We start from the raw sequence: 19,043 nt of genomic DNA, 5'->3' as shown, positions 1-19,043 counted from the left end.
ATTCATAATTGTAACTGACTTTTCTTTCCATAAAAATACCCCCAGATAATGTCTAATTATTTGGGGGCAGTTCAAAACGAGACGGTTTTTAAATATAAAAATGGTTTGGTTAATAGCGTATTTTAAATTGAATTAACTGTTCAACATTACTGGCATTACAAGCATCGTTACCGTTTCACCTTCTTCTAATCCATCAACAGGAGTTAGAATTCCGGCTCTGTTTGGCAATGACATTTCAAGCATAATCATATCCGATTGTAAGTTAGTCAACATTTCAGTTAAGAAACGAGAATTATACCCTATTTGCATATCATCACCTTGATAATCACAAGTCAATCTTTCTTCGGCTTTGTTTGAATAGTCAATATCTTCAGCAGAAACATTCAATTCAGCACCTGCTATTTTCAAACGGATCTGGTGTGTAGTTTTATTCGAAAAGATAGCAACACGACGTACAGAACTCAAAAATTGAGAACGGTCAATCATTAATTTATTCGGATTTTCTTTTGGAATTACTGCTTCGTAATTTGGATATTTTCCATCAATCAAACGACACATTAAAACATAATTATCAAAAGAAAAAGTAGCATTCGAATCGTTATATTCAATTTTTACTTCAGCATCCGAAGTACCAAGAATATTTTTTAAGATATTCAAAGGTTTTTTTGGCATGATGAAATCAGCCACCTGAGAGGCGGTTACATCGGTACGCGCATATTTTACTAATTTGTGTGCATCAGTTGCAACAAATGTCAATCCTTGTGGCGAAAACTGAAAAAATACACCAGACATTACCGGACGTAAATCATCGTTTCCGGCCGCAAATATAGTTTTACTTATAGCAGTTGCCAAAACATCAGCAGGAACAAGCGTTACAGATGGGTCGTCTAAGTTAACCGATTTTGGAAATTCATTTCCAGGAGCATAAGCCAACGCATATTTACCAGAATTAGAACTGATTTCTATCGTACTGTTTTCTTCAACTGTAAAAGTTAAGGGTTGTTCAGGGAACGTTTTAAGGATTTCCAAAAGTAATTTTGCAGGCACAGCAACGCTTCCTTTACTTTCTGAATCAATTCCTAAAGTAGCAGACATGGTTGTCTCTAAATCAGAAGCAGAAACTGTTAGCACATTATGGTCTAAATCAAATAAAAAATTATCTAAAATAGGCAAAGTATTACTGCTGTTGATAACGTTACCTAAAACCTGTAATTGCTTCAATAAGTACGAACTCGATACTATAAATTTCATCTGTTTTGTTTTATTTTTTAAGGTATTTCTCTAAATTCGAAATACGTTACATTTTACAAATATATCGTAAACTATTCTAGTTTCGAAACTTTTTTATTAACATCTATTTGCTGTATTTTCTTTTTCGAAGAAAAGTAAATAAGATCCCAAAAAGTACCAAAATAAGAATTGGAAGCCCGATAGTTAGGATTTGTGTTCGGGTATAGTTTTCATAAACTTTTTCTTTATCCAATAAAGGTAAATCAAGATCTTTGCTTCGAATGTTAATAAGTCCTGTATCATCGAGTAAATAATTCACGCAATTTATCAGGAAATCTTTATTATCATACAAATTTCCAGACCTTTGGTCATAACCCAATTCTACGGGTTGAAAGTTTTTATCCAATTGGTTTTTTATCAAATCTCCATCCGAAATCACAATCATTTTGTTCTCTTTTCCTGTCGTTTGAAATGTTTTTTGTTTAAATGGTAACACTCGATTTTCAAACATAGAACGAAACGAACCTTCCAATAAAACAGAAAGCGGAATCTTTCCTTTGTTCAAGTAATCATTTGGCGAAGTTTCTTCGGCAACACTATTCAGGTTGATCTCTGTTGGAGTTCCTATTTTTTTCGAATATTGAGACGATTCCAACAGAATAGTTTTCTTAATTCCATTTTTCAAAGTATCGATTGGATTCGCAAAATCAAATTTGATTCCACCTAAATTTTTAACTATCGGATGTACACTATTTGGATACACTTGTGGCGCAAACTTCCAGTTGAATTCCTGAAATTGTGTCGCACTTCCTTGTTCTCCAGTGGCTAGTTTTATGGGGCTTCCCTGTTCGTCTTTTACTAAATCAGGATTGATTCGGATGCCGTATTTAAAGAACATATCATTTAAATTTAAATCTCTTGGATACGCTAAAGTAGCTCCTGAAGCATTGTACAAACTGTCCATTTCAGCCGTAACTTGGTCAATCAACCATAATGTTTTTCCCCCGTTGATGATAAATTGATCCAAAACTTGTTTCTCCGCATCGGTAAACGTTTCAGTTGGTTTAGCGATAACTGCCAAGTCATATTTTTCTAAAGCTTCTAAACTTCCAATCGGATTTTTGGCAACCGAATCTAAAGTAAAAGGACCAATATGGTAACTTTCGCGCACTTGCAAAAGAAATTTAGCCATCATGATATCTTGCAATTCACCGTTTCCTTTGATAACAGCAATTTTCTTTTGTTTGGCTTTGGTAATTTTATTCAATCCTTCAGCAATAGAATATTCCAAATGCTGAACAGATCCAATGACTTTTTGGGTAGTTGTAGCTCCCATAATATTTTTCAACAAGGGGATATTAACTTCTTTATTGTCATAAACGGCTGTGGCCCACGGGAAAACCATCGCTTGAGATTGCTTTCCTTTATCGTCAACGGTTATGTTTATTGGCGTAAGCCCTTTTCGATACAAGTCTTTAATATTGTCCATGCTGGCGTCATCATTCTCCAATGGATCTACGAATTCAAAAATAATATTGGAGTTATAGGCCTGAAATTCTTCCAGTAATTGTTTCGTTTCTTGTTGTAAACGCTTGAATTCAGCCGGTAAATCACCTTGCATATATACTTTTATAGACAACGGATTTTGGACTTGCTTTACGATAGTCAAAGAAGTAGGAGAAAGAGTATATCTGTTGTCTTTTGTTAAATCAAAACGATGAAAAAAGGAATTTCCTATTACATTCGCAAGAACTACAAGGACAAGGACAATCAATACTGATTTTAGGTTGTTTTTCTTAGAAGTAGTCATTACGATTTGAAAGATTTTAGATTATAAACAGTAAATGAAAGAAAGACAACGGTTATACTGGTAAAATAAAGAATATCTCTGGTATCTAATACGCCTCGGCTCATGCTTTTGAAATGATCTTGCATTCCTAATGACGCGATTATGGAAGATACATTTGGAACAACAGCAGCTAACCCTTCAAACCCAAAATAGAAGAAAAAACATAAAAATACGGCAATAATAAATGCCACAATCTGGTTATCCGACAATGTTGAAGTGAATATCCCAATGGCAGAATAGGCTGCAATTAAGAATAATAATCCAAAATAAGAACCAATTGTGCTTCCCATATCAATATTGCCTTCCGGCATTCCTAAACTCGAAATAACGGCTACATAGATGAAGGTTGGAATAATTGCCATGACAATTAAAAGTAAAGCACCAAAAAATTTTCCGTTTACAATTTGCCAAATACTCAATGGCTTCGTCAGCAATAATTCTATTGTTCCTTGTTTTTTTTCATCCGAAAAACTGCGCATGGTTACTGCAGGAATCAAGAATATCAAAATCCATGGCGCTAAGGTAAAAAACGGAGTCAAATCAGCAAATCCGGTATTCAAAATATTATAATCTCCTTCGAAAACCCAAAGAAACAATCCATTAATAATTAAAAAAATGGCAATAACTAAGTAGCCGATGGGCGAACCGAAAAAGGATTTTATCTCTCGTAAAACTATTGATTTCATGTTTTATTTTTTGTTTAAAGTTTAAAGTTTTTTTAGTTTAACGTTGCTCAACTTTAAACTAAAAAACTTTAAACCAAAGTAACTAATTTATCCACGCTCCACGCTTCTGGTTTGTCGTTGAATAATTTCTTGGTGAATGTCCAAACATCGTAAAAAAGTTCGGAATTTCGGTAATTTTCTAAATCGGCTTCGGTTTCCCAATAACTATAGGTAAAGAAAATGCTTTTGTTGTTTTTGTCCTGATACAATTCTAAGAAACGATTACCGGGCGCATTTCGTATTTTATCTTTCATTAATTCAAAATTTTCTAAAAAAGCAGGAATATTTTCCTCGTGAAAACTCAATTTTACTATTCGTACAAACATTTAGATTTATGATTTTAGATTAAAGATTTTAGATTTTTAAACTGATTACTGAACACTGCTATCTGAATATTATATTTATTATATCTCTATAATTCAATCCCAATAAGCTATTCGCTGAACCTACTTTAGAAGGATTGCTTCTGAAAATTGCAATTTCAAGAAAACCGGCTTCATTGAAAATGGCTAATTTTTCTCCTTCATACGATTTAATCGGATATTTATCGGAACTGGCAATTGCGGAATAATTGGGCAAAATTGTTTTGATATTTTTAGTTTTCAAAACAATTTCATACGCCCTTCCTTTGGCGACTTCAATAAAATATTTTTTAGTGATATTTGTAATTACATTCCCAAAATGATCAATGTAAATCACATGACCTTTTAATGAATTCCCATCATCCGAAATAGTGGCTTGCAGATTTGTAACTTGCTTAATAGTGTGTATTTCTTTACCAATGACGTTCATCAAACCCCCTTTGGCTAAATGGCAGGCTACTTTTACAAACACATCAAGATCAGCCGCATCACTCGGTAAACGATCATGAATATTGATTGCCACCATTTTTTGCGGAACAATTTTTTGCGAAAGCATGCTTAAAATACCATTATCAGCAGCAATAAAATAATGATCATTCCATTGCATCACAATATGTTGGTTTTCCTTATTGGCTTCTATATCCACACCTATGAGATGAACCGTGCCTTTTGGAAAGCTAGCATATGAGGCACTAATTGCATAACTAGCTTCTAACGTGTTAAATGGATCAATATCATGTGAAATATCAATAATTACAGCTTCGGAATACTCAGACAAAATTTTCCCTTTCAGCGCACCTACAAAGTGGTCTTTCAAGCCATAATCGGTAGTTAGGGTAATTATTGACATAAATTTGTTTATAACTATTGGTGTTTTGTAAACCTAATTTTCATTAAATTTGAGAAACGCAAAGCTAATAATAGTAAATTCAAAAAAGCAAAAAACAAAAGACAAATTCAAATTAATACTACAATTATTCGCATTGATAACAAATTTATTGATTTACTTAATTTAATTTAAAAACAACCTCATTTGAACGAAAGAATAATCGAGCTCATAGACATCGCTCCAACAGACTTTTGGGGCGCTCAAGACACTCATCTTGAAACAATTAAAAAATATTATCCAAAATTAAAGATTGTCGCCCGGGGAACAACCTTAAAAGCTTTTGGTGAAAAAGAAGTTTTAGACGACTTTGAAAAACGTTTTCAACGATTAATGGTGCACTTTTCAAGATACAATAACATTGATAATAATGTAATCGAGCGTGTTATTCGTGGTGATGTTCAGGAAGACAAAAAATTTCAAGGACAGGATAAAATTTTAGTGCATGGTGTAGGTGGTAAAATCATCAAACCTATGACGCCCAATCAGCAATTGTTGGTGGATACCATGGAAAAAAATGATATGGTTTTTGCAGTAGGACCTGCCGGTACAGGAAAAACGTACACCGGAGTTGCTATGGCAGTGAAAGCGCTAAAAGAAAAGCAAGTCAAACGCATTATATTGACAAGACCAGCGGTAGAGGCAGGGGAGAACCTTGGTTTTCTTCCAGGAGATATGAAGGAAAAACTAGATCCATATATGCAACCACTTTACGATGCTTTACGCGATATGTTACCCAACGAAAAACTGGAAGATTATATTTTAAAGGGAATTATCCAGATAGCACCATTGGCATTTATGCGTGGTAGAACACTGGATAATGCTTTTGTAATTTTGGATGAAGCCCAAAACACAACGCATTCTCAAATGAAAATGTTCCTAACTCGTATGGGAAAAAGTGCTAAATTCATGATTACTGGAGACCCAGGTCAGGTCGATTTACCCCGAAGAACCATATCCGGACTCAAAGAAGCCTTATTGGTTTTAAAAGACGTTGAGGGAATCGGAATCATTTATCTGGATGATAAAGACATTGTGAGACACCGATTAGTTAAAAAAGTAATTGATGCCTACAAAATGATTGAGAATAATGATTAAAACAAAAGGAGGCTTTGTGAAAAAGCCTCCTTTTGTAATTTTTTTTATTAATCCTGAAACATAGCACTCCAATTCTTGAATTCTACATCAGAAAGTGTGTACTGATTTAAACTTTCAATAAAAGCTTGATAAGCGGTATTGAACAATGATTTTAGTTTGCAATCGTGTGATTGAAAGATGCAAGGTTTTGAATCGCAGTTGACGATGGGCGTATCGTCTTGTTCCAATAGGTGAATCATATCGCCTAATCGAATTTCTCTTGCTTTTTCAGAAATCACTATTCCGCCATTTTTTCCTCTTTTGGTGAGAATTAATTGATTTGCCGATAAAAATTGAACCACTTTTATAAGATGGTTTCGCGAGATTTTAAATGTAGTCGCTAAATCATCTAGAGAACTTTGTGGAGTATCTTTTTTTTGATTTAGATACATCAAAACGCGCATACTAAAATCGGTAAAGTGATTCAATTTCATATTAAAATTTACTAATTAAGGCTTAATAATTGAGGGCCAAATTCTTCATACAGAATATTTTCTCTATTTACGCCAAGTGCAACCAAAGATTGATATTGAACTTTTATAAAAATAGCCGGTCCGCAAATATAATATTTTGCATCCTCAATAAGGATTTCTTCTTTTATTAGCTGCAAATCAATTCTTCCTTCGATAGCATTTGTTTCTGATTCGGGCAAAGTTTCATAAAAAACGAAAGAAGTTAACCACTCATTTTGGTTGTTTAATTCCTCGATAGTATCTTTAAACGCGTGAACATTTTCGTTGCGACAACTGTGAATCCAAACTGTTTTATTTTTTTGAAGTGAATTTTTATTGGTTTCAACCATACTCATCATAGGAGTAAGTCCAACACCTCCACTAACCAGTACTAAAGGATTTTTTGCGTCTGGATCTGCAAAAAACACCCCCGCTGGTGCACTAACTTCGATACTACCACCTTCCTTTTTGTTATGTAAAGCATTGGAAACAATACCATCGGGAGATGTGTTTTGACTAATTTCTTTTTTTACTGAAATTCTATAATATTCATTATTAGAATAAGACGACAGACTATATTGTCTAGGCTGTTTATGACCTAATTCAGGAATATACGTACTCACAGATATATATTGACCCGGATAGAAATCAGCAATTTCTTTGTTGTCTTCCGGTTTAAGGTAAAATGAATTAATTTCGTCGCTTTCTTTTACAATTTTAGAGATTATGAAGTTTCTCCAGCCATTCCATCCTCCTTTTTTATTAATTGTTTTTTGGTACATTTCAGCTTCAATACTAATCATTATCTGAGCCAATTCATTGTAAGCACAGGTCCAGGCTTCAATTAATTCTACTGTTGCGAGATCACCTAAGACTTCTTTTATCGATCCGATTAAATGGTTTCCAACAATATCATATTGCTCTGGTTGAATATTTAAACTTACATGTTTATTTCCAATTGATTTTAACGTATTGATCAAAACAGTAGGATTTTCTATGTTTTCAGCATAAGCAAGTACAGCTCCACTTAAAGCATTTTGTTGTTTTCCACTAGCTTGATTTGCCATATTAAAAATGTTTTTCAACTCCGGATTATTGGATAGCATTCTTTGGTAAAAATAGGTTATCAAATCATTTCCATTTGTTCTTAAAATTGGCACAGTTGCTTTTATTAATTCTTTTTGACTTGCATTCATGGTATTGAAATTTATTTTTCACAAAGATAGCAATCATTTTTTATTTGTTGTATTTAAAATACAACAAATAAATAGCTATATTTATCAAAATATCGTCAAGAAAGGTTAACCTAAACTTTTTATAAATTTTTGCGTTTCTCTTTAAAATTGAATAAATTTGGAAATATTAAAAATGACAGTGAAAACCGAAAGATGCTACAAGAAAAAATAAAAGTCGTAATAAGCGATTTAGACGGAACGTTACTCAACTCAGATCACAAAATATCCCAATACACCAAAACTGTTTTTCAAGAACTCCATAATCAAAATTACCTAATAATTATAGCAACTGGTCGTCATCATCTGGATGCAATGCCTATTGTAGCAGGATTGGATGTTCCTGTTTATTTAGTCACTTCAAATGGAGCACGGATACATTCTCCTGAAAAAGAGCTGATTTTTTCTTATAATATGGAAAGTGAGGCCGTTAAATCCGTCTTGTCTTTAGATATTGATCCTGAAATTACAACCGTATTATTCAGAGAAAATGTTTGGCAAACGAACAAGCACAATGAAAAATTAAATGAGTTTCAACCAGAAGTAAATTATCATCCAGAACTCGTTGATTTTGAAAACTTAGAGGATTTGAGTGCTATAAAAGTATTTTTTACGCACGATCGACATTCAAAATTAATCGAATTAAGAGATCAAATTTTAGAAAATCATACCGGACTTTTTAGCCATGCTTTTAGTCTTCCGCTTTGCCTGGAATTTATGGACAAATCTGTAGATAAAAGTGTTGCGATTGCCAGAATTTTGGAACTGGAAAATTTTGTTTTTCAGCAAGCACTATCTTTTGGTGATGGCTACAATGATGAAAAGATGCTTAATTCTTCCGGTAAAGGTTTAGTGATGGGGAATGCACCTGATAGTTTGAAAAATAAATTGTCTCATTTAGAGGTAATTTTAACTAATGATAATGACGGAGTCGCCAAATATATAGCGCAGGAATTATTGAATAATTAATGTTTTTAACTAACCATATTTTCCGCTTTACACAAAAAACTAAAACCAAATGAACAAAAAAATAATCTTCGTTATCTGTATTTTGTTTTCCTTAACAATTCAAAGTCAAACGCTAAAGCTGGAAGAAATCATGAAAGGAAATACTTTCATAGGTGTGCAACCTGAAAATGAAAGATGGTCTTTAGATGGTCAGAAAGTGTATTTTGATTGGAATCCAAACAATGAGTTGGGCACAAGTACTTATTTTTGGAAAAATGGATTAACAAAACCAGAATTAGCTTCTCCAGATGAAGCTGCTTTTTCAAAACTAGATTTTAAAAAAACAACTAATCCAGATTTATATTATTATATCGATAAAGGAAGATTATTTTCGTATGCTGTAAAAAGTAAAATCTCAAAAAAACTGTACCAACAAAGCAGTCCGATTGCTAATTTGCAAATGGGTTCTGTACCAGGAGTGCTTTATATCAGGCAAAATGAAAATCTTTTTCAGTTCAATACCAATGAAGGTTCTATCATTCAAATCACAAACTTTCGTAAAGGAAAATTAGATGAGAAAACCACTGAAAAAGAGTCTTTTTTGAAAAGCCAACAAGCAGAATTATTCCAATTTGTCAGAGATCAGGAAGCACTGAAAAAATGGAATTTGGCAAAATCAAAAACTACAAAATCTGATTTTCCAAAGCCTTATTATTATGGAAAAAACACCTTTGGAAGCTTAAAAGTAGATCCAAAAGGAAACTTCGCCACCTTCAGATTAATAGAAGATTCAGAACGTAAAAGTGAAAAAATGGAACTTTTCATAACTGCTGATGGCTACAACCAAATTGAAGATACTAAGGAGAAAGTTTCTGTAGATAATTTGTTGCCAATTAAATTCGGAGTGTACAACATTGCCAAAGACTCTGTTTATTTGATAAATTTTTCAACATTAAGCCACATTCAGGATGTTCCTAAATATTTTGAGTTGTATGAAAAATCAAAAACGACAGAAAAAAAGAATAAACTAATTGTAGTTCAGGAACCTATTTACAATGAAAATGGCTCTTACGCTATTTCCGAAATAAGAAGTCAGGACAACAAAGACCGATGGATTGTAAGTTTGAATTTAGAGCAAGGAACTTTTCAGGAATTAGACCATCAGCATGACGAATCTTGGATTGGCGGGCCCGGAATTCCTTCTAATTCTTATGGAAGAGGAACACTGGGGTTTTTGGGAGACAATGAAACTGCTTATTTTCAATCCGAAGAAACTGGTTATTCGCATTTGTACAGCTATAATTTAAAATCAAAAAAGAAAACTCAACTGACTAAAGGAAATTGGGAAGTGCGCAACGTGAGTTTAGCAAAAGATAAAAAGTCTTTTTATTTAACCACAACAACCACGCATCCCGGAAACAGAAATTTCTATAAATTAGAAGTGGCAAATATGGTTTTACAGCCAATTTTGACCAAAGATGGTGCTCATGAAGTGAGTTTGTCTCCAGACGAAAGCAAATTATTGGTTCGTTACTCGTATAAAAATAAACCTTGGGAATTGTATGTAGCGCCTAATAAAAAGAATACAAACTTAAATCAGATAACGGCTTCAACATCGGAAAGTTTCAAAGGATATTCTTGGCGTGAACCGGAAGTGATTACTTTCAAAGCGCAGGATGGAACTCCCGTACATGCTAGATTGTACAAACCACAAAATGCCAATGCGAATAAAGCAGCTGTCTTGTTTGTTCATGGTGCCGGTTATTTGCAAAACGCGCACAACTATTGGAGTACTTACCACAGAGAATACATGTTTCATAATTTATTGGTCGATTTAGGCTATACTGTTTTAGATATTGATTATAGAGGCAGCGATGGATATGGACGTGATTTTAGAACAGGAATTTACCGTTTTATGGGCGGGAAGGACTTAACAGATCAAATTGACGGAAAGAAATACCTAGTTGAAAATCATGGAATCGATGCGACAAGAGTTGGGATTTATGGTGGTTCTTACGGCGGTTTCATCACGTTAATGGGAATGTTAACTACTCCAAAAGAGTTTGCTTCGGGAGCTGCATTGCGTTCTGTTACAGATTGGGCGCATTACAATCATGGTTATACTGGAAATATTCTTAATTTTCCAGAAACGGATCCGGATGCTTACAAAAAAAGTTCTCCAATCTATTTTGCAGATAATTTAGAAGGCGATTTATTGATGCTTCACGGAATGGTAGATGATAATGTAGAGTACAAAGATATTGTTCGTTTGTCTCAGCGTTTTATCGAATTAGGGAAGAAAAAATGGAGTTTATCCAGTTTTCCAGTGGAGGCACATGGTTTTAAAGAAACCTATTCTTGGGTTGACGAATACGGCCGAATCTTAAACTTATTCAACGAGACGTTGCTTAAAAAATAGTTTTACAGATAAAAATAAAATGTAATAGTTCCGTTCTTTTCTTTGCGAAACTATATGAAATAGTTTTAAATTTGCAAGAATAAAAATAAACACACACAACTAGTATAATGAGCAACACCATCACAACTACTGATTTTAATTTTCCAAACCAGCAATCTGTTTACCGCGGTAAAGTAAGAGAAGTATATAATATCAATGATGAACTTTTGGTAATGGTAGCTACGGATCGGCTTTCGGCTTTTGATGTAGTTTTGCCAAAAGGAATTCCATATAAAGGTCAGATTCTAAACCAAATTGCTACTAAATTCATGGAGCTGACGCAGGATATTGTTCCTAACTGGTTGATTGCAACTCCTGATCCTAATGTGGCGGTAGGACATTTATGTGTCCCTTTTAAAGTAGAAATGGTCATTCGGGGCTATCTTTCTGGTCATGCTGCCAGAGAATATGCTCTTGGCAAAAGAGAAATTTGCGGAGTTACAATGCCTGACTATTTGAAAGAAAATGATAAATTCCCGGAACCTATTATTACTCCGACTACCAAAGCGGATAATGGCGAACATGACGCTGACATTTCTCGTGAGGATATTTTATCGAAAGGAATTGTTTCTGAAGAAGATTATGTGGTTTTAGAGAAATTCACGAGAGATTTGTTTCAAAGGGGAACTGAAATTGCAGACAGTCGTGGTTTGATTTTGGTTGACACCAAATATGAATTTGGAAAAACCAAAGAAGGGGTAATTGTCTTGATTGACGAAATTCATACGCCGGATTCTTCTCGTTATTTTTATGCTGAAGGATATCAGGAACGCCAAAACAAAGGTGAGGAACAAAAACAATTATCGAAAGAGTTTGTTCGTCGTTGGTTAATCGAAAATGGTTTTCAAGGATTAGAAGGACAACAAATTCCTAATATGACGGATGAATACATTCAAACCGTTTCTGAAAGATATATTGAATTATATGAAAATATCTTAGGAGAGAAATTTGTAAAAGCAGATATCACCAATATAGATCAAAGAATAGAGAAAAATGTTTTGGAATATCTAGCCAATAGATAATTGTTTTTTTAAAAGATAAATGCAAAACCGCAATTCATAATTATGAATTGCGGTTTTTAGCCCCGATAAAAGTGGAAATCCTTTTCCTTTTTACTTTAAAAAGGAAAAGATTACTTCACTATACTTTTATTTTTATTTGAGTTCAGTGAATTTCATTTAAAACGGATAGCGGGATTAGCTCCTAAAACTATTTGAAATAAGAGAATGTTTCTTCGTTTTCTAACTTCAATAAGGTTTCATAAATTAATTTAATCACATTTTCAACATCGTCACGATGCACCATTTCAACCGTGGTGTGCATATATCGCAACGGCAACGATATTAATGCAGAAGCTACGCCGCCATTACTATACGCAAAAGCATCGGTATCAGTACCCGTAACACGAGATGAAGCTAATCTTTGGAACGGAATTTCGTTTGCCATGGCGGTTTCTAAAATTAATTCTCTCAAATTATTTTGAACAGCAGGAGCGTAAGTAACTACAGGACCTTTACCAATTTTTGTATCTCCTTCAATTTTCTTTTCAATCATTGGAGTAGTGGAATCATGACATACATCAGTTACAATGGCCACGTTTGGTTTGATGGTTTTGGTAATCATTTCGGCACCGCGAAGCCCTACTTCTTCCTGAACTGAATTCGTAATATACAATCCAAAAGGAAGTTTTATTTTGTTTTCGTGTAGCAAACGAGCCACTTCGGCAATCATAAACCCACCCATACGATTATCAATCGCGCGACAAACAAATTTATTTTCGTTCAAAATCATGAATTCATCAGGATAGGTAATCACACAACCTACATGAACGCCCATTTTATCAACCTGTTCTTTGGTTTCACAACCAATGTCAATAAATAGATTGTTAACTTTAGCTACTTCTTCTTTGTCTCTCATTCGTGTATGAATAGCAGGCCAGCCAAAAACACCTTTTACAATTCCTGTTTTAGTATGAATATTGACGCGCTTTGAAGGTGCTATTTGGTGATCGGAACCACCATTTCTGATCACGTAGATTAATCCATCGTCTGTAATGTAATTTACGTACCATGAAATTTCATCTGCATGACCTTCAATTACTACTTTATAAGGTGCATCCGGATTTATAATTCCTACCGCTGTGCCGTAAGTATCTGTTATAAAAGTATCAACGTAAGGTTTTAAATAATCCATCCATAATTTTTGTCCACCACTTTCATAACCGGTAGGCGAGGCATTATTAAGATAGTTTTCTAAAAACTCAAGTGACGACTTGTTTAATATTGATTTTGTGCTCATAAAATTATTTTTTTGCTAAATTATAAATTTGGCATTACAGTTGCGTATATAATGTATAATTTTGGCAATTAAACTTTCCTAATATGAAGCTAATTAAATTTTTGTTGTTTTTTCTATTGATAACTTTGTCTGTTAATGCACAGGTAATGCCGCAGGATACTACAAAAATAGGGCATGAGTTAGAAGATGACGAATTGATTCTTAATGACACCATTCAATTACCAGAAATAATAATATACAAGGGAAAAACAGATCCCGAAGCAAGAAAGCAATTTTTATTACTTCAAAGTCGGGTTTATAAAACGTATCCTTATGCAAAACTAGCTTCGGAGCGATTGACGATTCTTAATAAAGGAATGGCAAACCTTAAAACAAATAAGGAGAAAAAAAAATACTTTAAGATAGTAGAAAGTTATTTGAGTGAGGAGTTCGAAGCTAAACTTAAAAAGCTATCTCGTAAACAAGGTCAAATATTGGTAAAGTTAATTCACCGTCAAACAGGCACTACCACTTATGAGTTAGTAAAAAACCTTAAAAGTGGCTGGAAAGCTTTTTGGTCCAATACTGCAGCAAGCATGTTTGACATTAATCTAAAAACAAAATACGAACCCTACTATGTCAACGAGGATTATTTAATAGAAACTATACTAGTACGAGGATTTGATTCAGGAAGATTACAAAATCAAACTCCGGCACAGCCTATTAATTATGACAGCTTGAACGATGCTTGGGTTAGCAGGGCAATTAAATAATACCATCATTTTGTGTTCCTATTTCTATAAAGATAATGTTGCAGCATAGTTAGCAGTGTAGGAGCTACTTTGATAATTTTTTTTATAAATCAGTAATAATAAATTCACTTCTTCTGTTAAGTTGATGCTCCTCCTCAGTGCACTCTAGATCGTCTACACATTTGTTTACCAGTTGGGTTTCACCATATCCTTTTCCAATTAATCTGCTTGTATGTACTCCATTTTTTATCAGCCAGTTAATAGTAGATTTAGCTCTTCTGTCAGATAACGCTTCATTGTATTTGAACGTTTGTCTGCTATCTGTATGAGAACGAATATCAAGCTTCATCGTTGGGTTTTGATTTAAAACATCTAATATTTTTTCTAAATCAAAAGCTGCCTCTTGCCTGATATTTGATTTATCCAGATCAAAATAAATCATTTTTATATTAAAACATTTACCTAAATCATCCCCTATGGTTACTTTGCACTTTGCATCTTCTAATGCGATTGGTACGTATGTCTTTCCATTTTCATCAGCTATTGTAATCTTTTGTTCTTTTGCAGTATATTCAGGTTTTTGAGCCCTTACGTAATATGTTTTACCACATTCAACAGGAAAAAAATAATTAGCTTTATCATCTGAAAGGGTTGTATTTACAATGTTAAAATGATTGTCAAATAGAGTAATTTTAGTGTTCGGAAGGAATTCTTTTGTAGCAATATCAGTGATCTCACCATATAATAACTGTTGGCAAATAATTTTTTTCAGTTCTGAAAATTTATAAATATCATCATATCCTAAACCACCATCTCTATTGGAAGAAAAAAAACCTTTTCTTGATTTTGTATCAATTAAGTAGGCAAAATCATCTTTTGGAGAATTAATATCTGCCCCCACATTTTGTACCTCACCAAAAGTTCCATTGGGATTTATAGCGGCAACAAAAACATCTAAACCTCCTAAGCCAGGATGGCCGTCTGATGCAAAATATATTTCGTTCTCATCATTTACAAACGGAAATGTTTCTCTACCTTCAGTATTTATCACAGCACCTAAATTCTCTGGAGTGCCAAAGCTTTTGTCATTGTGTATTATTACTTTAAATAAATCAGATTGACCTATAGTTCCGGGCATATCCGAGACAAAATATAATGTTTTCTCATCTGGACTTAGTGTAGGATGAGCCGTACTGTAATTATCATTATTAAAAGGAAGTTCGGTTATATTAGACCATTTGTCATTTTCTAAAGTGGCTTTATATATTTTTATTAAAGTAATTTTATTAGCATCTTTTCCTTTTTTTCCATCAAGATAGTTGTTACGGGTGAAGTACATGGTTTTTCCATCTTTTGTGAAAGCAGGAGTAGACTCGTTAAATTTAGAATTTATATGGGCATCGAACTGGAGAGGGTTTCCCGGATTCCTATTTTCCCCTAAATTGGCAGTATATAAATTGGTAAAATATTGATTTGTCCATTTATGTTTTCTTTGGCCTACACTTCCGGTGTCCCTTGCCGATGCAAATACGATTTCATTTGCATGAAATGCAGTACCGTAATCGGAATATATAGAATTTATTCCAGCATCCTCGATTTTATATCTTCCGGAATTTGCTTTGATTGCGTCAAGATAATTTACATTTTTCATAAAAATCTTGCCACGGCTATCGTTTCCAGATTTTTGATTGAATAGTTCTAATAGATCATTGGCTTTGTGATTTTGACCAATGGATCTCAAGCACTGTGCATAACGAAAATAATATTCAGGTTCTAAATCGATAGTATTCATTGCAAATAACTCTCCATACCATCTGGCTGCTTTTTCTAACTCTGCATTAAAGTAATAAGAATTTCCTAATTTCTTAAACATATCAGCCGATTTGTATTTTTTTTCGGCTACTTTTTCGTAGGTTTTTATGGCATCAATGTAGGCATAGTTGTCATATTTTTTGTCGGCTACAGTAACTTCCCCTTTTTGTGAGTATCCATGAATAGATAAAGCAGTTATTACAATTGTATAAAGGAGTATATTATTTTTCATACTAATTTTTTTAGAAGAATCTTGGAGTTATAATTTTACCATTATTTTTAAAGATTTCATAGCGCAAGAAAAATTCATGCGAGCCAGAATTATAGTTGTTTAATCGAGTGGTTTCCCTGTCATACCCATATCCTATATACATTCCGTCAGAAATTTGGAAACCAACCATAGCACTAAGTGCAGCACTCCATCTGTAGGCAATACCAACGACAAATTTCTCGTTAAACATAAAGTTTCCTGAAATATCGACTTGAAGAGGAGCACCTTCAATAAATTTTGACAGAACCGCGGGTTTAAATTTTATGGTTCTATTTAAATCAAATATATATCCTGCAATTAAATAATAATTTATTTTCTCTTTGAATATGGCAACTTCATTATTATCATAGCGGTCTGATTCGATAAAGTTAGGAATAGAAAAACCTACATACGCTTTATCCGAATGTAAATAAACACCTGTACCAATATTTGGAGAAAACTTATTATCAATATTTTGTATACTTTGGTCTACAGGATAAGCATCTACAGGATTTAATTTAGATATATCCAAATTGAATAAATTTGCGGTACCTTTTATGCCAAAAGAAAGTTTAAATGTTTCTGAGGTTTGTATGGTATATGAAAAATCGGCAGAAATAGTATTTTCATTGGTGGGACCAATTTTATCATTGATAAAAGAAATTCCTAAACCTAGATTATTATTATTATTATTTAGCGGTGTATTAATCGAAGCTACATTTGTTACAGGAGCACCATCTAAACCCACCCACTGCGTGCGGTGCATAGCAAAAATACTTAATGCTCCTCTAGATCCTGCATAGGCCGGATTGATATTGATTGTGTTGTACATATATTGTGTAAATTGAGCATCTTGTTGTGCATAACTTGTAAATGCTGTAAACATCAATAGGATTAAAAATATTTTTGTTTTCATAGTTGCTTTTTTATTTTGTTTGAACTAATTATTTAAAAAAGGTTCAAAAGGGTATTTAGGATAATGTCAATTCTATTTTTGTTAAAGAATAGTGCTAATTCATTTTTAAAACCGAAGGACAAAAAAAAATCCTCCGATTTTTAAATTAATTCAAGATTATTTACTAAGGTATAAATACCCGTCTAATTTTTTGATTTCCACTTTGCCATTCCCATTAATAGCACTGTAATTTAAGATGTAAAAATAAGTACCGGTAGGTAATCCAGAAGATTGACTAATAGTTGTTCTTCCACGAGATATACCTTCAAAATTATTAGTTTGATTATTATAGTTTTTTGTTTCAAAAACTAATACACCCCAACGGTTATATATTTCAACCGTATTCTCTTGGTAGCAAGTTGTGTTTTCAATATTATCGATTACAAATACTTCGTTTATACCATCTCCGTTTGGCGAAAAAGCATTATGGACTTTTATGTTTCCACATCCTAAAACGATACAATCATCGTTAATATTCACTGTTAACTGGATGCTTTTTGGACACATTTCGTCATTAATTCGATACTCAAAAACTTTGTTTCCTAAAGTCAAACCAAAAGGCGATAAGATATTTCCTTGCAATGCGCCAGTATTATCAACATCTGTCCAAGTTCCATTTATTAGAGTTCCCTCGGGTAACAAATTAAAGATATTGATTGTTGAAGAGTCACCATTACACGCAGAGCTTACAATTGGTGTGGCGTTATTTGATGCTGTTACATTCACAATTTGAGTAAATTTAGAAACATTCCCGCAAGAATCAGAAACAGACCACTCTCTGACAATTGAGTAGGAGTTAAGTGAGCTGTTAGTAATTTTTTCAGTAAATAGTGCGGGGGAAACAGTTGAACAATTATCTGTAAATATAAGTTCCGGTTTCAAAGGAATAGCATCACAATTTACATTAATATTAGATGCAAACTCAGTTGTTGTGGTTGGGCCGTTAGTATCTTGTACACCGATCCTTTGAGAAGCAGTAGTTGCATTTCCTGCTAAATCAGTAGCGGTCCATGTTCTTGTTATCGTATAAGAACCAATACAACTTCCTTGAACCGTTGCGTCAACAAATGTTAGTGTAACAGAACTACAGGTATCAGTAGCTGTTGCTTGAGCAAAATCAGGAGTAGTACTACATTGTATCGTTGATTGCACTGGTAATGATGCAAAGACAGGCGCAGTACTATCTTTAATGATTATTGTTATTACAGCAGTATCACAGTTTTCAGTGTTTGATTTTTCGCATATTTGATACGTTAAAACGTACGTTCCAGGAATTGTTCCGTTTAATATATTGATGTTTCCAAGGTTATCCAATTGAATGTTTGAATTTAGTCCAGAAACTAAAGAGATGTTTACCGCTGAAGCCACTACCGGGTTTCCGTTTATTGAATCATTTATTAAAACACTTCCTAACAATCCTACTGAAGTACAATTTTCGATTGAAAAAATATCATCATTAGCAACAATAGCAGGCGCAGTAACGGTAACGCTAACGGTGGCAGTATCACAATTGTTTGGATTTATAATTTCACAGATTTGGTATACCAAAGTGTAACTTCCCGCAGGCGTACCCGGAGCCACAATCACATTAGTACCAGAAAGCGTTATTCCAGCATTCGAAGCCGACACAAAAGTCGTATTCACTTGCGAAGCCAAAACAGCGACTCCATTTAAGGTATCATTTATTAAAACATTGGAGAAAGCTGTTCCTCCGTTGG

Annotated in this window: 16 protein-coding genes; 5 read left to right on the top strand and 11 right to left on the bottom strand. The window is 33.6% G+C overall.

Features of this window, described 5'->3' with window-relative positions:
* Positions 1–132: 132 nt before the first annotated feature.
* The 5 genes from dnaN to EKM03_RS14625 all read right to left on the bottom strand — a co-directional run bounded on the left by dnaN (position 133) and on the right by EKM03_RS14625 (position 5,016).
* Positions 133–1,251 (bottom strand): DNA polymerase III subunit beta, encoded by a 1,119-nt coding sequence (dnaN, locus tag EKM03_RS14645; protein ID WP_126459175.1) that lies wholly within the window; start codon positions 1,249–1,251, stop codon positions 133–135.
* A gap of 103 nt (positions 1,252–1,354) precedes the next feature.
* The gene (gene gldG / locus EKM03_RS14640; protein ID WP_126553460.1) at positions 1,355–3,040 is read right to left on the bottom strand and encodes a gliding motility-associated ABC transporter substrate-binding protein GldG; all 1,686 of its coding nucleotides are present in this window, start codon (positions 3,038–3,040) and stop codon (positions 1,355–1,357) included.
* Positions 3,040–3,765 (bottom strand): gliding motility-associated ABC transporter permease subunit GldF, encoded by a 726-nt coding sequence (gldF, locus tag EKM03_RS14635; protein WP_126740690.1) that lies wholly within the window; start codon positions 3,763–3,765, stop codon positions 3,040–3,042. Before gldF ends, gldG begins: the two co-directional genes overlap by 1 nt.
* A 68-nt stretch (positions 3,766–3,833) precedes the next feature.
* Positions 3,834–4,130: a putative quinol monooxygenase gene (locus EKM03_RS14630; RefSeq protein ID WP_126459184.1), complete on the bottom strand. Its 297-nt coding sequence runs from the start codon at positions 4,128–4,130 to the stop codon at positions 3,834–3,836.
* A 58-nt stretch (positions 4,131–4,188) separates the two neighbouring features.
* A complete protein-coding gene (locus tag EKM03_RS14625; RefSeq protein ID WP_126459188.1) occupies positions 4,189–5,016 on the bottom strand; it encodes an S-adenosyl-l-methionine hydroxide adenosyltransferase family protein in 828 nt (275 codons plus the stop codon).
* Between the two features lie 183 nt (positions 5,017–5,199).
* On the opposite strand from EKM03_RS14625, the gene EKM03_RS14620 reads away from it, so the two are divergent.
* Positions 5,200–6,150 carry a PhoH family protein gene (locus EKM03_RS14620; RefSeq protein WP_126451687.1) on the top strand — a complete coding sequence of 317 codons (951 nt, stop codon included), beginning with the start codon at positions 5,200–5,202 and terminating at the stop codon, positions 6,148–6,150.
* A 47-nt stretch (positions 6,151–6,197) separates the two neighbouring features.
* On the opposite strand, the gene EKM03_RS14615 is transcribed toward EKM03_RS14620, so the two are convergent.
* Entirely contained in the window at positions 6,198–6,623 is a 426-nt protein-coding gene (locus EKM03_RS14615; RefSeq protein ID WP_126740689.1) for an Rrf2 family transcriptional regulator, read from the bottom strand.
* An 11-nt stretch (positions 6,624–6,634) separates the two neighbouring features.
* On the bottom strand, positions 6,635–7,837 hold the full coding sequence (hmpA, locus tag EKM03_RS14610) for an NO-inducible flavohemoprotein (protein ID WP_126740688.1): 1,203 nt from the start codon (positions 7,835–7,837) through the stop codon (positions 6,635–6,637).
* Between the two features lie 192 nt (positions 7,838–8,029).
* Between hmpA and EKM03_RS14605 the strand changes: the two genes are divergently transcribed.
* From EKM03_RS14605 to EKM03_RS14595, 3 genes are all read left to right on the top strand, one after another.
* Positions 8,030–8,842, top strand: coding sequence for a Cof-type HAD-IIB family hydrolase (locus tag EKM03_RS14605; protein ID WP_126451684.1), 813 nt, complete (start codon positions 8,030–8,032; stop codon positions 8,840–8,842).
* A 49-nt stretch (positions 8,843–8,891) separates the two neighbouring features.
* Complete coding sequence (locus tag EKM03_RS14600; RefSeq protein WP_126740687.1) at positions 8,892–11,240, top strand: prolyl oligopeptidase family serine peptidase; 2,349 nt, start codon at positions 8,892–8,894, stop codon at positions 11,238–11,240.
* Positions 11,241–11,347: 107 nt separating this feature from the next.
* Positions 11,348–12,301 carry a phosphoribosylaminoimidazolesuccinocarboxamide synthase gene (locus EKM03_RS14595; protein ID WP_126740686.1) on the top strand — a complete coding sequence of 318 codons (954 nt, stop codon included), beginning with the start codon at positions 11,348–11,350 and terminating at the stop codon, positions 12,299–12,301.
* Positions 12,302–12,488: 187 nt separating this feature from the next.
* Here the strand turns inward: EKM03_RS14595 and EKM03_RS14590 are convergent, their stop codons facing one another.
* The gene (locus EKM03_RS14590; RefSeq protein ID WP_126459203.1) at positions 12,489–13,577 is read right to left on the bottom strand and encodes a M42 family metallopeptidase; all 1,089 of its coding nucleotides are present in this window, start codon (positions 13,575–13,577) and stop codon (positions 12,489–12,491) included.
* A gap of 83 nt (positions 13,578–13,660) precedes the next feature.
* On the opposite strand from EKM03_RS14590, the gene EKM03_RS14585 reads away from it, so the two are divergent.
* Positions 13,661–14,329 carry a DUF4294 domain-containing protein gene (locus EKM03_RS14585; RefSeq protein WP_126459206.1) on the top strand — a complete coding sequence of 223 codons (669 nt, stop codon included), beginning with the start codon at positions 13,661–13,663 and terminating at the stop codon, positions 14,327–14,329.
* Between the two features lie 82 nt (positions 14,330–14,411).
* On the opposite strand, the gene EKM03_RS14580 is transcribed toward EKM03_RS14585, so the two are convergent.
* From EKM03_RS14580 to EKM03_RS14570, 3 genes are all read right to left on the bottom strand, one after another.
* A complete protein-coding gene (locus EKM03_RS14580; RefSeq protein ID WP_126577132.1) occupies positions 14,412–16,352 on the bottom strand; it encodes an OmpA family protein in 1,941 nt (646 codons plus the stop codon).
* Positions 16,353–16,362: 10 nt separating this feature from the next.
* Complete coding sequence (locus tag EKM03_RS14575; RefSeq protein ID WP_126740685.1) at positions 16,363–17,286, bottom strand: type IX secretion system membrane protein PorP/SprF; 924 nt, start codon at positions 17,284–17,286, stop codon at positions 16,363–16,365.
* Between the two features lie 156 nt (positions 17,287–17,442).
* Positions 17,443–19,043 (bottom strand): gliding motility-associated C-terminal domain-containing protein (locus EKM03_RS14570; protein ID WP_148108941.1); only part of this gene is annotated, 1,601 nt, incomplete at its 5' end.

This window comes from Flavobacterium sp. GSP6 (assembly GCF_003984855.1).
Classification (GTDB): Bacteria; Bacteroidota; Bacteroidia; order Flavobacteriales; family Flavobacteriaceae; genus Flavobacterium.
The sequence above is the reverse complement of the archived record's forward strand: the minus strand, read 5'-3'. Positions and strand labels throughout refer to the sequence as shown.

Bases quoted from the DNA above. Each gene is read 5' to 3' on its own strand.
- dnaN (WP_126459175.1), bottom strand. From the start codon at position 1,251: ATGAAATTTATAGTATCGAGTTCGTACTTATTGAAGCAATTACAGGTT.
- gldG (WP_126553460.1), bottom strand. From the start codon at position 3,040: ATGACTACTTCTAAGAAAAACAACCTAAAATCAGTATTGATTGTCCTT.
- gldF (WP_126740690.1), bottom strand. From the start codon at position 3,765: ATGAAATCAATAGTTTTACGAGAGATAAAATCCTTTTTCGGTTCGCCC.
- EKM03_RS14630 (WP_126459184.1), bottom strand. From the start codon at position 4,130: ATGTTTGTACGAATAGTAAAATTGAGTTTTCACGAGGAAAATATTCCT.
- EKM03_RS14625 (WP_126459188.1), bottom strand. From the start codon at position 5,016: ATGTCAATAATTACCCTAACTACCGATTATGGCTTGAAAGACCACTTT.
- EKM03_RS14615 (WP_126740689.1), bottom strand. From the start codon at position 6,623: ATGAAATTGAATCACTTTACCGATTTTAGTATGCGCGTTTTGATGTAT.
- hmpA (WP_126740688.1), bottom strand. From the start codon at position 7,837: ATGAATGCAAGTCAAAAAGAATTAATAAAAGCAACTGTGCCAATTTTA.
- EKM03_RS14605 (WP_126451684.1), top strand. From the start codon at position 8,030: ATGCTACAAGAAAAAATAAAAGTCGTAATAAGCGATTTAGACGGAACG.
- EKM03_RS14600 (WP_126740687.1), top strand. From the start codon at position 8,892: ATGAACAAAAAAATAATCTTCGTTATCTGTATTTTGTTTTCCTTAACA.
- EKM03_RS14595 (WP_126740686.1), top strand. From the start codon at position 11,348: ATGAGCAACACCATCACAACTACTGATTTTAATTTTCCAAACCAGCAA.
- EKM03_RS14590 (WP_126459203.1), bottom strand. From the start codon at position 13,577: ATGAGCACAAAATCAATATTAAACAAGTCGTCACTTGAGTTTTTAGAA.
- EKM03_RS14585 (WP_126459206.1), top strand. From the start codon at position 13,661: ATGAAGCTAATTAAATTTTTGTTGTTTTTTCTATTGATAACTTTGTCT.
- EKM03_RS14580 (WP_126577132.1), bottom strand. From the start codon at position 16,352: ATGAAAAATAATATACTCCTTTATACAATTGTAATAACTGCTTTATCT.
- EKM03_RS14575 (WP_126740685.1), bottom strand. From the start codon at position 17,286: ATGAAAACAAAAATATTTTTAATCCTATTGATGTTTACAGCATTTACA.